This window comes from Duganella sp. CF402 (assembly GCF_900109645.1).
Lineage (GTDB): Bacteria > Pseudomonadota > Gammaproteobacteria > Burkholderiales > Burkholderiaceae_D > Rugamonas.
The window spans coordinates 751,395-765,477 of sequence record NZ_FOBG01000002.1 but is presented as its reverse complement, the minus strand read 5'-3'; the positions used below and the strand labels follow the sequence as shown (position 1 = coordinate 765,477).

Below are 14,083 nucleotides of genomic sequence, written 5' to 3'. Positions count from 1 at the left end.
AAGATAAAATGTGTGGATGAAAAAATCCACCGAACATCAAAACCTGCTGGCGCAGATGCAGCACGTGGCGGAAGGGCTGGGCAAGACGCTGGCGCCGTTCTGCGAAGTGGTGCTGCACGACCTGACCGAGCCGGAGCATGCCATCCTGGCCATCCACAACAACCTGTCAGGACGCAGCGTGGGCGCGCCGGCGACCGAGCTGGGTCTCGCGCGCGCGGCCGATCCGGCCTTTGAGCAGGTGATTGCCAACTATCCCAACACCTTCCCCGATGGCCGGTTGGCCAAGAGTACCTCGATCGGCATCAAGGACAGCCGGGGCCAGTATGTGGCCGCGTTGTGCATGAATGTCGACCTCACCGTATTCCGCAGCCTGAACACCATGCTGACCCAATTTGGCAGCGTGGATGCGGCGGCAGCCGTCAGCGAGACGATGGCGCCGGGCGGGGCGGATGCGATCCGCCAGCGCATCGACCAATTCGCTGCACGTCTCGGCAGCACGCCGCGCGCGCTGAAGGCCGACGAGCGCAAGGCCCTGATGCGCGAGCTGAAGGAAGCTGGCCTGAGCGACGTGCGGCGGGCGATGGACATCGTCGCCGCCTATCTCAACGTATCCCGCGCCACCGTGTACAACGACGCGCGCTAATCCACTACAGGAATCCATCATGAGCGAACTGACACTCCCTACCTTTGCCGACGTGGTTGCGGCTTCCGAACGCATCGCCGGTGTGGCGCATGCGACGCCGGTCCAGACCTCGCGCACCATCAACGAAGCCTTGGGGGCCGAAGTGTTCTTCAAGTGCGAGAACTTGCAGCGCATGGGCGCGTTCAAATTCCGCGGTGGCTACAACTCGCTGGCCAGGTTCACGCCGGAGCAGCGCAAGGCTGGCGTGGTGGCGTTTTCGTCGGGGAACCATGCGCAGGCGATTGCGCTGTCGGCCCGGCTGCTGGGTATTCCTGCCACCATCGTCATGCCGCATGATGCGCCGGCGGCCAAGGTTGCGGCCACCAAGGGCTATGGCGCGCAGGTGGTGATTTATGACCGCTACAAGGAAGACCGCGAGCAGATCGGCCGTGATCTGGCGGCCAAGCATGGCCTGACCTTGATTCCGCCCTACGATCATCCTGACGTGATTGCAGGGCAGGGCACGGCGGCCAAGGAGTTGCTGGAAGAAGTGGGGCCGCTGGACTTTGTGTTTGCGCCACTGGGCGGTGGCGGTCTGCTGGCTGGCACGGCGCTGTCGACGCGCGCGCTGTCGCCGAATGCGACGATTTATGGCGTGGAGCCGGAGGCGGGCAACGACGGGCAGCAGTCATTCCGCAGCGGCAGCATCGTGCATATTGATACGCCGAAAACGATTGCTGACGGCGCGCAGACCCAGCACCTGGGCAACCTGACGTTCCCGATTATTCAGCGCGATGTGAACGATATTTTAACGGCGAGCGATGAACAGCTGCGTGCTGAAATGCGCTTCTTTGCCGAGCGGATGAAGATGGTGGTGGAGCCGACTGGCTGCCTCGGCCTGGCTGCTGCGCGTGCGATGAAGGACCAGCTGCAAGGCAAGCGCGTCGGCATCATCATCAGCGGGGGAAATGTCGATATCCCCCGCTATGCTGAACTGCTGGCCGGGTAAGCCTTAGCCGTTCCGGCGGCGCCGTGCAATGGCGGAGAGAGCCAGCAATCCGGCCAGCAGCATCGCATAGCTGGCAGGTTCCGGCACGGCGGAGGTGGGCGTCAGTGAGATGATGGTGGCGCTCACGTCGAGCGTGCTGTCGTAGTCCGAGAGGTAGTAGTGGGTTCTGAACAAGGCATAGCTGGCACCACTCAATTGAGCGGCGGTCGGGATGGCCACATTGCTCAGCCAATGGCCGGTACTGTCGTTGAACTCCACCGACGAGAATTGTGTCTTGCCGTCGCCGTAGTCGCCACTACGGAAGATGGAGAAAGTGTCGCCCCAGCCGTTTGGGACGTTGTTAGACACTTGCAGCGAGATCGGACGTGGCACCGGCGCTAGGATCGGTGCCAACGAGTTGGCTGCCGACAGCGAGTTGTGCCCTGTGGAATCATCGTACTGTGCGTACGAACCGCCCGGTGCCGCTGGCCCGTAGTAGCTCAGGCCGGTCGACGTATCGTAATCGAAGTGGCCGTGAATTATGTCGCCAATAGTATAGACAATGCCGGCTTTGGAGCTGGTCAGGACGTCGGTGACATTTCCGCGGCCCCCACTTTCGCGCAAGACGTTGATCTTGGCCGTGAAGTCGAAGCTGACGATTTCGGCGTGGGCCGAGGCTAGCATCAGCAGGCCGGCGAGCAACCCGATAAGTTTTTTCATGCCATTCCCCAATAAAATTGTAGAAATAGCATTAAAACATTATCAATGATTTAATGTCAACAGTTGTTCGCGACCTATGGCGTTGATTTATGCGGCTGGCAGCTTGGCGATCTGCTCGCGCATTTTCTCCAGGGTGGCGCTGAAGTTGGCAACGCGCTCTTTCTCCTGCGCCACCACTTCGGCCGGCGCGCGCGCCACGAAGCTTTCGTTCGACAGCTTGCCGTTGGCCTTGTTGATCTCGCCTTCCAGACGGGTGATCTCCTTGGTCAGACGCTCACGCTCGGCCTTGACGTCGATTTCCACTTTCAGCATCAGCTTGGTCGTGCCGACGATGGACACGGCCGCCGGCGAATCCGGCAGCGCGTCGACGATCTGCACTTCCGCCAGCTTGGCCAGCGATTGCACGTAAGGCGCAAAGCCTTCCATCGCCGCCTTCTCTTCGGCATTGCCCGGCTCAACGATCAGCGGCACGCGCAGCGACGGCGACAGTTGCATCTCGCCGCGCAGGTTACGGGTCGCATCGGTCAGCGCCTTCAACTGCTGCATCCACGCCTCGGCCGATTCATTGATGTTGGCGGTGTTGGCGATCGGATACGGCTGCATCATGATCGAGTCACCAGTCTTGCCGGCCAGCGGCGCAACGGCTTGCCACAGCGCTTCGGTCACGAACGGAATCACCGGATGCGCCAGACGCAGCACCACTTCCAGCACGCGCAGCAGGGTGTGACGGGTAGCGCGCTGCTGGCCTTCGGTGCCGCTTTGTACCTGCACCTTGGCCACTTCCAGATACCAGTCGCAGTACTCGTCCCACACGAACTTGTAGATGGCCGAGGCGATGTTGTCGAAGCGGTAGTCTTCGAAGCCCTTGGCCACTTCCAGCTCGGCTTTCTGCAGCAGCGAGATGATCCACTTGTCGGCGTTCGACAGGTCGGCTTCCGACGCCGAGCAATCCTTGCCTTCGGTGTTCATCATCACGAAGCGGGTCGCGTTCCACAGTTTGTTGCAGAAGTTGCGGTAGCCTTCGGCGCGGCCCAGGTCGAAGTTGATGTTGCGGCCCAGCGAGGCGTACGAGGCCATCGTGAAGCGCACCGCGTCGGTGCCGTAGGCAGCGATACCTTCCGGGAATTCCTTGCGGGTGGCCTTGGCGATTTTTTCCGCAGCCTTAGGGTTCATCAGGCCGGTAGTGCGTTTTTCCACCAGCGCTTCCACGCCGATACCGTCGATCAGGTCGATCGGGTCCAGCGTGTTGCCCTTGGATTTGGACATTTTCTGGCCCTGCGAGTCGCGCACCAGGCCGTGCACGTACACGGTTTCGAACGGCACTTTGCCGGTGAAGTGCGCGGTCATCATGACCATGCGCGCCACCCAGAAGAAGATGATGTCGAAGCCGGTCACCAGCACCGACGATGGCAGGAAGGCCTTGATATCCGGCGTTTCTTCCGGCCAGCCCAGGGTCGAGAACGGCACCAGCGCGGACGAGAACCAGGTGTCCAGCACGTCGTTGTCGCGGCGCAGCGGCGCGGTGATGCCTTTGGCCGCAGCTTGCGCCTTGGCTTCTTCTTCGGTCTTGGCGACGAAGATATTGCCGGCGTCGTCGTACCATGCCGGGATCTGGTGGCCCCACCACAGCTGGCGCGAGATGCACCAGTCCTGGATGTTGTTCAGCCACTGGTTGTACGTGGTGCTCCAGTTCTCCGGCACGAATTTGATTTCGCCGGTAGCGACTTTTTCCAGCGCCACTTCAGCGATCGATTTGCCCGGATTGAAGGTGCCTTCCGGCGCTGGCTTGCTCATGGCGACGAACCACTGGTCGGTCAGCATCGGCTCGATGACCACGCCGGTACGGTCGCCGCGCGGTACCATCAGCTTGTGCTTTTTGACTTCTTCCAGCAGGCCTTGCGCTTCCAGGTCGGCGACGATTTTCTTGCGTGCTTCAAAGCGGTCCAGGCCACGGTAGGCTTCCGGCGCGTCGTCAACGATCTTGGCTTCCAGCGTCAGGATCGACGGCATCGCCAGTTTGTGGCGTTGGCCGACGGCGTAGTCGTTGAAGTCGTGCGCCGGGGTGATTTTCACGCAGCCGGTGCCGAAGGCTTTGTCGACATATTCATCGGCGATGATCGGGATTTCGCGGCCGACCAGCGGCAGCGTCAGCATCTTGCCGACCAGCGGCTGGTAGCGTTCGTCGGTCGGGTCCACCGCCACGGCGACGTCGCCCAGCATGGTTTCAGGACGGGTGGTGGCGACGGTCAGCGAACCGCTGCCATCTGCCAGCGGGTACTTGATGTACCACATCGAGCCGTCTTCTTCTTCCGACACCACTTCCAGGTCGGAGACAGCGGTGCCCAGCACCGGATCCCAGTTGACCAGGCGCTTGCCGCGGTAGATCAGGCCTTGCTCGTGCAGACGCACGAACACTTCGGTCACGACCTTGGAGCGCTCGGCATCCATGGTGAAGTATTCGCGCTTCCAGTCCGGCGAGGCGCCCAGGCGGCGCATCTGGCCGGTGATGGTGGAGCCGGATTTCTCTTTCCACTCCCAGACTTTTTCGATGAACTTTTCGCGGCCGAGGTCATGGCGCGAGATTTTCTGCGCGTCGAGCTGGCGCTCCACCACGATCTGGGTGGCGATGCCGGCGTGGTCGGTGCCCGGAATCCAGGCGGTGTTGTGGCCCAGCATGCGGTAGTAGCGGGTCAGGCCATCCATGATGGTCTGGTTGAAAGCATGGCCCATGTGCAGGGTGCCGGTGACGTTCGGCGGCGGCAGCTGGATGCTGAAAGAAGGTTTGCCGGCGTCGAGGGTGGCGGTGTAGTAACCGCGCGACTCCCACTCGCTGCGCCAGAATTGTTCAATGTCGGCAGGCTCGAAAGACTTGGCTAATTCCATGATTTCCAGATTTAAATTTGGCGAAACGACCATTATAAATGACGCGGCAGGCCGTGCGCTGGAAACTGGCACGGCCTGCCGCGTAATTGCGTGGTCTTTTTGCTATTTTTGCTGGTTTTGCGTCACGCTGCCTGTATGTTCTCCGAAGATAACGGCAGTTTGCGCAGCCGTTTGCCGGTGGCGGCGAACAGGGCGTTGGCCACCGCCGGGCCGATCAGCGCGGTGGCCGGCTCGCCGATGCCGCCCGGCTTTTCGGTGCTCGGCACCAGCGTCACGTCCACTTTCGGCATCTCGTTCATGCGCAGGATGGGGTAGTCGTGGAAGTTGGTCTGCTGCACGCGGCCCTTGTCGAGCGTGATTTCGGCGCCCAGCGTGGAGGTCAGGCCGAAGGCGATGCTGGACTGGATCTGCGCTTCCACCGTGTCTGGATTGACCATCCGGCCCAAGTCGGCGGCGACCCACACGCGGTGCACTTTGATGGCGTTGTCCTTCACCGAGATTTCCGCCACCTGCGCCATGTAGGTGTCGTAGCCTTCCATCAGGGCGATGCCGCGATAGTGGCCTTTCGGCAGCGGCTTGCCCCAGCCGGATTTTTCCGCCGCCAGTTTCAGCACCTTGGCAAAGCGCGGCTGCTTGTCCAGCAGCGCCAGGCGGAACTGGTAGGGATCTTTCTTGGCCGCGTGCGCCATCTCGTCGATGAAGCTTTCGTTGGCAAAGGCGTTCAGCGCGTGGCTGACCGAGCGCCAGTAGCCGACCCGCAGGCCGCTGTCATGCTCGATCAATTCCGCCGTCATGTTGGGAATGTCGTAGCCGACCACGGCCGCTTCGGCCATGAAGGGATCGAGCGTGCCTTTCGGCAGGCCGAAGGCGCGCTGCGTCACCGATTGCGAGGTCAGTTGCAAGGTCAGCGCCACCGGCTTGCCGGCGGCATCGAGGCCGCCGGCCATGCGGTGCAGCGCCATCGGGCGGTAGAAGTCGTGGGTGGTGTCGTCCTCGCGCGTCCACAGCAGCTTGACCGGCTTGCCGACGGCTTTGGAAATCTCGGCCGCCTGCACCGCAAAGTCGTATTCGAGACGACGGCCGAAACCGCCGCCGAGGAAGGTGGTCTTGACCGTCACGTCTTCCGGCTTGAGGCCGACCGCGTTGGCGACGTTGCCCTGCGTGCCTTGCTGGAACTGGGCCGGGCCGATCACCAGGCACTTGCCGTCCTTGTAGTGGGCGGTGAAGTTCTGCGGCTCCATCGTGGCGTGGGCCAGCAGCGGCGACCAGTATTCGGCTTGCAGTTTCTTGGCGGCGCTGCCCAGCGCTGCCGTCGCGTCGCCGGTTTTCTTGATCGGGATGGTGGCATCGGCAGCTTTGCGGATGCCGTCTTTCATGGCGGCGTTGTCGATGCGCGCGCCGGGGCCGTCGTCCCATTTGACGGTCAGCGCGTCGCGGGCCTTCTTCGCGCGCCAGTAGCTGTCGGCTACCACCGCCACGCCGTCGCGGATTTGCACCACGTCGATCACGCCGGGCATGGCCTTGGCTTTGCTCGCGTCGAAGCTCACCACCTTGCCGCCGATGACCGGGCATTGTTCCAGCGAGGCGTACACCATGCCGGGCAGTTTGACGTCGATGCCGTATTCGGCCGTGCCGTTCACTTTGCCGGCCGTGTCGAGCCGCTTGGTGGGCTTGCCGATGATCTTGAAATCCTTGGGATCTTTCAGCGTGACTTTTTCCGGCACCGGTTGTTTGGCGGCGGCTGCGGCCAGCTGGCCGTAGGTGGCGCTCTTGCCGCCGGGGCCGGTCACCTTGCCGTCGGCGGCGGTCAACTTGGTAGCGTCCACTTTCCACTGCTCTGCAGCGGCGGCGATCAGCATCATGCGCACTTGGGCGCCGGCGATGCGCAGCTTTTCCCAGCCTTCGCGCACCGAGGTCGAGCCGCCGGTCAGCTGCCCGCCCAGCAGGGCGTTGACGTAGACCGGCGCCACCGGCGCGATCTCCACCTTGATTTTGCGGATGTCGACGTTGAGCTCTTCGGCGATCAGCATGGGCATGGAGGTGTACACACCCTGGCCCATTTCCGAGCGGGCCGACAGCAGCGTGATGGTGTTGTCGTCGGCGATGTGGACCCAGGCGTTGGGCGTGTGCAGCGTGCCGGCGGCGTCGGCCTGTGCGGCCAGCGTGGGCAGGAAAACGCCCAGCGTCAGCCCTGCGGAGGTTTTCAGGAAGTCCCTGCGATTCGTCGTCATGGCCGTCTCCCTTACGCCTTGCGCATTTCGGCGGCCGCAGTCTTGATCGCGGCGCGGATGCGGTTGTAGGTGCCGCAGCGGCAGATATTGCCGCTCATGGCGTTCTCGATATCCGCGTCGCTGGGATTTTTATTGGTGCGCAGCAGGGCGGCGGCGCTCATCAGCTGGCCCGATTGACAGTAGCCGCATTGCGGCACGTCGTGCGCGATCCAGGCTTTTTGCAGCGGATGGGAATTGTCTTTGGAGAGCGATTCGATGGTGGCGACCTGTTTGCCGGCGGCTACCGAGACCGGCGTCTGACAGGAGCGGATCGGTTCGCCATCGAGGTGGACGGTGCAGGCGCCGCACAGCGCCATCCCGCAACCGAACTTGGTGCCGGTCAGTCCGATTTCATCGCGGATCACCCAGAGTAGCGGGGTGTCCGGCTCGGCCTGCACGGTGACTTCCTTGCCGTTAAGCTTGAACTTTGTTGTCATGTCCATCCTCCAGGAATACGCATGTCACGGGCTTCAAATAATAGCGTATTTCCTCTACGACAGAATCCGTTCAGACCGCTAATATGTGGCTACCAACCAAAAGGAGACACGCATGATTCCATCGTTTGAGGCAGTCAGCATCACCGTTGACGGCCACGTGGCCACCATCCGCCTGAATCGCCCGGATAAGCTGAATGCAATGAATCTTGCAATGTGGCATGACATTCGTTCTGCGTTTCGCTTTGTCGACGAGACGCCTGACATTCGTGTGGCGATCCTGGAAGGCGAGGGCAAGGCCTTCACCGCCGGCATCGACCTGCAGATGATGATGGGCGTGGGCGCGCAAGTGCGCGACGAATGCGATGGCCGCACGCGCGAAAACCTGCGCCGCGTGATTCTTGATTTGCAGGATACGCTGACGAGTCTTGAGCGTTGCCGCAAGCCGGTGCTGGCGGCCGTGCATGGCGCGTGCGTGGGCGGGGGCATTGATCTGATCAGTTGCGCCGATATGCGCTACTGCTCTTCCGATGCGTGGTTCACCATCAAGGAAATCGATATCGGCATGGTGGCCGATGTGGGCACTTTGCAGCGTTTGCCGCGTTTGATCGGCGAAGGCATGGCGCGCGAGCTGGCTTACACCGCGCGCAAGTTCGACGGCGCCGAGGCCAAAGAGATGCGCTTCGTGAACCGCGTGTTCGAATCGCCCCAAGCGCTGCGCGAAGGCGTGCGCGAGATTGCGGCCAGCATCGCCGCCAAGTCGCCGTTGTCGGTGCGCGGTGTGAAAGAAATGATCAACTACGCACGCGACCACACGGTAGCCGATGGCCTGAACTACGTCGCCACCTGGAACGCGGCCATGCTGATGTCGGCCGACCTGCAAGCGGCCATGATGGCCGGCATGAGCAAGTCGGTGCCAACCTTCAAGGACTAGGTCGCCAGGCGCCAGGTGCTGCGGCCGGCGGCCTTGGCATCGTACAGCGCAAGGTCGGCGCGCTTGTAGAGCTGCTCGTGGTTGTCTCCGTTGTGATACACGGCGGCGCCGATGCTGGCGCTGATTTCAATCATGGCATCGCCATGCCGCAACGGCGCGGCCAGATCGGCCAGGATGCGCGCGCACACCGGCTCCAGCGTTTCGCGGTCGCGGGTCTGGCTCAATAGCACGGCAAACTCATCGCCGCCCAGGCGGAACGGCCGGTCGGCCTCGCGCACGGCCGCGCGCAGGCGCTCGGCGGTGGCCACCAGCAGGGCGTCGCCGGCGTCGTGGCCGAAGGTGTCGTTGACCGGCTTGAAGCGGTCGAGGTCGATCAGCAGCAGCGTGAAGTGCTCGCCGCCGCGTTCGGCTTGCGCCACCAGGTGCCGCAGTTCGTCGCTGAACAGCCGGCGGTTCGCCAGCCCCGTCAGCGGATCGCCATAGGCCAGCGTTTCCAGTTGCGCCTGGATCGTGCGCAGTTCGGCGGTGCGGGTTTCCACCATCGCCTCCAGTTCGCGCTGGCGGCGGCGCAGGTAGGCGGTGCGCGCATGCACCAGGCCGGCGGCCAGCAGCAGCACCAACGCGCCCATGCCGGCCCGCGCCAGCGGCCGCTGGTGCCAGGCCGGCAGCACCCGCACCGGCACTTCCAGCGGCGCTGCCCAGTCGCCGTTGCGGTTCGAGCCGCGCAGCTGCAGCACGTAGTCGCCCGGCGGCAGGTTGTTGTAGCTGGCGCGGCGCGAGGAGGCCTCGGTCTGCACCCAGTTGGTGTCGAAGCCCTTGAGCTGGTAGGCGTAGTGGTTGCGCTCCGGTGCGGAATAGTCGAGCGCGGCAAACTCCAGCGAGAAGCCGCGCTCGCGCGCGACGGTGGTGACGGTGATTGGCGGCGCCTGCTTGCCCAGTCCCGCGTTGTAGGGGGCGATCGGCATTTCCTTGTCGTTGAGCAGCACGCGGGTGACCACCAGCGGCGGCGTGTAATGCCATTCCGACAGCGCCTGCGGCATGATGACGCTGAACCCGGACAGGCCGCCAAACAGCAGTTCGCCCTCGTGGGTGACGGCGCCGGAATTGGTCCAGTAGGTCGGCACGTGCACGCCCTCGCCGGGACCGAGCGCGCGCACCGCGAGGGTGGCCGGGTCGATGCGCGCCAGGCCGTTGTCGGTGCTGGCCCAGACCATGCCGTTGCGGTCCTGCAGCAGTTTGTTGGCGCCGCTGTCGGGCAGGCCTTGCTGCATGCCCAGCCGGCGGAAGCGGCGTCGGCCATCGGCGTCGGTGCGCTCCAGGATGACCACGCCGGTGCCGAAGTTCGACAGCCACAGCCGGCCCTGGCGGTCCAGCATCAGCGACGACACATAGCCGGGCGGCAGCCGGTCCGGTGCGGCCAGTTCGGTCGGGATCGCCTCGACCCGGTCGGGACCGACCCGCGCCAGGCCGGTGCGGGTGCCCACCCACACCTCGTCGCCCGCCGGCAGGATGGCGGTCACGCGGGCATCGCCCAGCGCCTTGTCCTCGTGCCGCAGCAGGTGCGGCATGCCGCCGCCGGGCGGCAGTTCCAGCGCCCACAAGCCGTCCAGGCCGCCCATCCACAGGGTGCGCCCCTGCAGCGCCAGGGCCCACACTTCCTGCTCCTCGCGCGGTTGCGGCAGCGCCACGCGCTCGACCCGCCGGCCGTCGGCGCTGGCGCGGAACAAGCCATGCTGGGTGCCAATGTAGATTTCGCCGTCGGGACCGATGGTGCTGGCCAGCACGCGCCCCTGACCGAGCCCGCTTGCCGGGCTGATCCTGCCAGTGACGCCGTGCTCGGGATCGATGATGGCGACGCCGCCGCTGATCAGGCCCAGCCACACCCGGCCGTCCGGCGCCACCAGCATGCTCGGCACGCTCAGGGCGCCGCCGCGCCCGGCGTCCAGATGGCGCACGGTGGCGATGGCGTTGGGCTGCGGCGCATGCTGGCTCAGGCTCGACATGTGGGACGCGTAAATGACGCCGCTGCGCTCGCGGAACATGGCCATGACGTCGTTGTCGGCCAGCGTGTCGGCCGTGTCGGCGCGGTGGTGGATGCGGTGGGTGAGATGATGCTGGGCGTCGACCACCACGATGCCGCCGGCGGCGCCGTCGGTGCCGAGCCATATTTCTCCGGGCGCCGCCTCGATGATCGAGGATACCCGCTCCTGCCCCAGCGTCGACACCGGGCCGCTCTCGCGCAGTGGGGCCGCGCTGGTCCCGGCGAGCGCCGCGTCCTGGCCGTCGGGACCCAGTACAAAGGCGCCGCTGGTGCGGGTGCCGATCCACAGCCTGCCGCCGCTGTCGCGCACCAGCTTGCTGATCGGGATGGCGGGCTTGCCGCCGAGGAGCACCTGCTGGGCCGGCTGGCCCTGGCGCAGGCGGAACAGCCCGCGGCGGCTGCCGGCCCACAAGGTGCCGTCGGCGTCGCGCAACAGCGCCTCCAGCCCACCGCGCGGCAGCGCGCCGGCGTCATAGCGCTCACCCTGGCGGGTGAAGCGGCCGTCGGCGGCCAGGTGGTCGAGGCCGCTGCCGGTGGCGATCCACAAGCCGCCGCTGCCATCGTCGGCCATGTCGGCCACGCGCGGATCGCGCAGGCCGGTGTTGGTGACGCGGTAGCGCACGAAATTGTCGTGTTGCGGATCGTAGCGGACCAGGCCACCGGCGCTCATGCCGGCCCACAGCTGCCCTTGACTGTCGATGTGCAAGCTCATCACGTAACTGTCGGGCAGGGCGTCTTCGCGCGCGGCGTCGGCCACGTACTTGACCACGCGGTTGCCATCCCATCGCACCAGCCCGGCCTGGGTGCCGATCCACAGAAAGCCCTGGCGATCCTGGGCGAAACACAGGCCGCTGCTGACGTCGTTCTGGAGGTGGCGCTTGAAGGAGGTATGGCTCAGCTCGGCCCAGCGTTCGCCGCTGCCGGCGCGCGCCGGCACGGTGGATATGGAAACGAGCAACCCCAGGCACAGCGCGGCGAGCACGCGCGGCAGCAGGGCGGGGCGGTGTGGAGCGTTGCTGTGTGGCATGCAGACACTATACCTGAGCCGATACACGCCACTGTAGGATTTTTGCCACTTCGCCGGCAACAAGGTTTATAATCGGCGCGCCACCGCGAGGTGGCACACGCTAGGGGTCCTGCGGCGCGCGAGCGCAGCGGGTGAGAAATACCCTCCGAACCTGATCTGGATAATGCCAGCGAAGGGAAGCTTAGGATAACGCCGCGCCACCGTTCCATCTGCACCCGCGCGCAGGCTGTCGTCCAACCTCCTTTGCTGGCTCCTGTAGCCCAACAAAGGAGCCAAATGAACGCCAACCCGAAATTCATGTCCGCCACCGCTACGGTGGACGAGGCAGCAGTCAAGCCACTTCCCAATTCCCGCAAGATCTACGTGCAAGGCAGCCGCGCAGATATTCGCGTGCCGATGCGCGAAATCTCGCAGGCCGATACGCCTGCTTCCTTCGGCTTTGAAGCCAATCCGCCGGTCTACGTCTACGATACTTCCGGTCCGTACACCGACCCGCAAGCGAATATCGATATCCGCTCCGGCCTGGCCGAAACGCCACGCCTGCCCTGGATTCTGGAGCGCGACGATACCGAGGAACTGGACGGCCCCACCTCGGATTACGGCAAGGCGCGCCTTGCCGATCCGGCGCTGGAAGAGCTGCGCTTCAACCTGCACCGCAAGCCGCGCCGCGCACGCGAGGGCCGCAATGTCACGCAGATGCACTACGCCCGCCAGGGCATCGTCACGCCGGAGATGGAGTACGTCGCCATCCGCGAAAACCTGCGCCGCAAGGAGTACATCGAGAGCTTGAAGGCCTCCGGTCCGACCGGCCAGCGCCTGGCCGATCTGATGGGGCGCCAGCATCCGGGCCAGAACTACGGCGCCGCGATCCCGGCCGAGATTACGCCGGAGTTCGTGCGCGATGAAATCGCCCGTGGCCGCGCCATCATCCCGGCCAACATCAATCACCCGGAAGTGGAGCCGATGATTATCGGCCGTAATTTCCTCGTCAAGATCAACGCCAACATCGGCAACTCGGCGGTGACGTCCTCTATCGGTGAGGAAGTCGAGAAGATGACGTGGTCGATCCGCTGGGGCGGCGACACGGTGATGGATCTCTCCACCGGCAAGCATATCCACGAAACGCGCGAGTGGATCATCCGTAATTCGCCCGTACCTATCGGCACGGTGCCGATTTACCAGGCGCTGGAAAAGGTCAACGGCAAGGCCGAGGACCTGACCTGGGAGATCTACCGCGACACGCTGATCGAGCAGGCGGAGCAGGGCGTCGACTACTTCACCATCCACGCCGGCGTGCTGCTGCGCTATGTGCCGCTGACGGCCAAGCGCATGACGGGCATCGTCTCGCGCGGCGGTTCGATCCTCGCCAAGTGGTGTCTCGCGCATCACAAGGAGAACTTCCTGTACACGCACTTTGAAGAGATCTGCCAGATCATGAAGAAGTATGACGTGTCGTTCTCGCTGGGCGATGGTTTGCGTCCGGGGTCGATTTACGATGCCAACGACGAGGCGCAGCTGGGCGAGTTGAAGACGCTGGGCGAGCTGACGCAGATCGCGTGGAAGCATGATGTGCAGGTGATGATTGAAGGTCCGGGCCACGTGCCGATGCAGCTCATCAAAGAGAATATGGATCTGCAATTGGAGCAGTGCCATGAGGCGCCGTTCTACACGCTGGGGCCTTTGACTACCGATATCGCGCCAGGTTATGACCACATCACGTCCGGCATCGGCGCGGCGCAAATCGGCTGGTATGGCACGGCGATGCTGTGCTATGTGACGCCGAAGGAGCACCTTGGTTTGCCGGACAAGAACGACGTCAAGGACGGCATCATCACTTACAAGATCGCGGCGCATGCGGCGGATCTGGCGAAGGGCCATCCGGGAGCGCAGATTCGCGATAACGCGCTGTCCAAGGCGCGCTTCGAGTTCCGGTGGGAGGATCAGTTCAATCTCGGTCTTGATCCGGACAAGGCGCGCGAGTTCCACGATGAGACGCTGCCGAAGGATTCGGCCAAGGTGGCGCATTTCTGTTCGATGTGCGGTCCGCATTTCTGCTCGATGAAGATCACGCAGGAGGTGCGCGCGTATGCGGAGGAGGGCATGCAGGTGAAGGCGGTGGAGTTTATCAAGAATGGCGCTGAACTTTATAGCAAGGCTTGAAGAT

At 64.0% G+C, this 14,083-nt stretch carries 9 protein-coding genes and 1 riboswitch; of the genes, 4 read left to right on the top strand and 5 right to left on the bottom strand.

Going from position 1 to position 14,083, the window contains the following annotated elements; genetic code table 11:
* Window positions 1–16 precede the first annotated feature (16 nt).
* Both BMZ70_RS21450 and BMZ70_RS21445 read left to right on the top strand, forming a co-directional pair.
* Window positions 17–643 (top strand): helix-turn-helix transcriptional regulator, encoded by a 627-nt coding sequence (locus tag BMZ70_RS21450; protein WP_092279239.1) that lies wholly within the window; start codon window positions 17–19, stop codon window positions 641–643.
* A 19-nt stretch (window positions 644–662) separates the two neighbouring features.
* Window positions 663–1,631 carry a threo-3-hydroxy-L-aspartate ammonia-lyase gene (locus BMZ70_RS21445; protein WP_092279237.1) on the top strand — a complete coding sequence of 323 codons (969 nt, stop codon included), beginning with the start codon at window positions 663–665 and terminating at the stop codon, window positions 1,629–1,631.
* A 3-nt stretch (window positions 1,632–1,634) separates the two neighbouring features.
* Here the strand turns inward: BMZ70_RS21445 and BMZ70_RS21440 are convergent, their stop codons facing one another.
* The 4 genes from BMZ70_RS21440 to BMZ70_RS21425 form a co-directional block, all read right to left on the bottom strand.
* Window positions 1,635–2,330 (bottom strand): VPLPA-CTERM sorting domain-containing protein, encoded by a 696-nt coding sequence (locus BMZ70_RS21440; RefSeq protein WP_092279235.1) that lies wholly within the window; start codon window positions 2,328–2,330, stop codon window positions 1,635–1,637.
* An 87-nt stretch (window positions 2,331–2,417) separates the two neighbouring features.
* Complete coding sequence (locus tag BMZ70_RS21435; RefSeq protein ID WP_092279233.1) at window positions 2,418–5,213, bottom strand: valine--tRNA ligase; 2,796 nt, start codon at window positions 5,211–5,213, stop codon at window positions 2,418–2,420.
* 122 nt (window positions 5,214–5,335) lie between these two features.
* On the bottom strand, window positions 5,336–7,444 hold the full coding sequence (locus tag BMZ70_RS21430) for a xanthine dehydrogenase family protein molybdopterin-binding subunit (protein ID WP_092279231.1): 2,109 nt from the start codon (window positions 7,442–7,444) through the stop codon (window positions 5,336–5,338).
* Window positions 7,445–7,455: 11 nt separating this feature from the next.
* Entirely contained in the window at window positions 7,456–7,920 is a 465-nt protein-coding gene (locus BMZ70_RS21425; RefSeq protein WP_092279229.1) for a (2Fe-2S)-binding protein, read from the bottom strand.
* A gap of 112 nt (window positions 7,921–8,032) precedes the next feature.
* On the opposite strand from BMZ70_RS21425, the gene BMZ70_RS21420 reads away from it, so the two are divergent.
* A complete protein-coding gene (locus BMZ70_RS21420; protein WP_229205529.1) occupies window positions 8,033–8,851 on the top strand; it encodes a crotonase/enoyl-CoA hydratase family protein in 819 nt (272 codons plus the stop codon).
* Here BMZ70_RS21420 and BMZ70_RS21415 read toward each other — a convergent pair.
* Window positions 8,848–11,919, bottom strand: a complete 3,072-nt coding sequence (locus BMZ70_RS21415; RefSeq protein WP_092279227.1) for a ligand-binding sensor domain-containing diguanylate cyclase — start codon at window positions 11,917–11,919, stop codon at window positions 8,848–8,850. The genes BMZ70_RS21420 and BMZ70_RS21415 overlap by 4 nt on opposite strands.
* A 92-nt stretch (window positions 11,920–12,011) precedes the next feature.
* A riboswitch (TPP riboswitch) is annotated at window positions 12,012–12,114 on the top strand.
* A gap of 81 nt (window positions 12,115–12,195) precedes the next feature.
* Here BMZ70_RS21415 and thiC point away from each other — a divergent pair.
* Window positions 12,196–14,079, top strand: coding sequence for a phosphomethylpyrimidine synthase ThiC (gene thiC / locus BMZ70_RS21410; protein WP_092279225.1), 1,884 nt, complete (start codon window positions 12,196–12,198; stop codon window positions 14,077–14,079).
* The last annotated feature ends 4 nt before the right edge of the window (window positions 14,080–14,083 follow it).

Excerpts from the sequence above, each read along its gene's own strand:
- BMZ70_RS21420 (WP_229205529.1), top strand. The coding sequence starts at position 8,033 with ATGATTCCATCGTTTGAGGCAGTCAGCATCACCGTTGACGGCCACGTG.
- BMZ70_RS21445 (WP_092279237.1), top strand. The coding sequence starts at position 663 with ATGAGCGAACTGACACTCCCTACCTTTGCCGACGTGGTTGCGGCTTCC.
- BMZ70_RS21440 (WP_092279235.1), bottom strand. The coding sequence starts at position 2,330 with ATGAAAAAACTTATCGGGTTGCTCGCCGGCCTGCTGATGCTAGCCTCG.
- BMZ70_RS21450 (WP_092279239.1), top strand. The coding sequence starts at position 17 with ATGAAAAAATCCACCGAACATCAAAACCTGCTGGCGCAGATGCAGCAC.
- BMZ70_RS21425 (WP_092279229.1), bottom strand. The coding sequence starts at position 7,920 with ATGACAACAAAGTTCAAGCTTAACGGCAAGGAAGTCACCGTGCAGGCC.
- thiC (WP_092279225.1), top strand. The coding sequence starts at position 12,196 with ATGAACGCCAACCCGAAATTCATGTCCGCCACCGCTACGGTGGACGAG.
- BMZ70_RS21435 (WP_092279233.1), bottom strand. The coding sequence starts at position 5,213 with ATGGAATTAGCCAAGTCTTTCGAGCCTGCCGACATTGAACAATTCTGG.
- BMZ70_RS21430 (WP_092279231.1), bottom strand. The coding sequence starts at position 7,444 with ATGACGACGAATCGCAGGGACTTCCTGAAAACCTCCGCAGGGCTGACG.
- BMZ70_RS21415 (WP_092279227.1), bottom strand. The coding sequence starts at position 11,919 with ATGCCACACAGCAACGCTCCACACCGCCCCGCCCTGCTGCCGCGCGTG.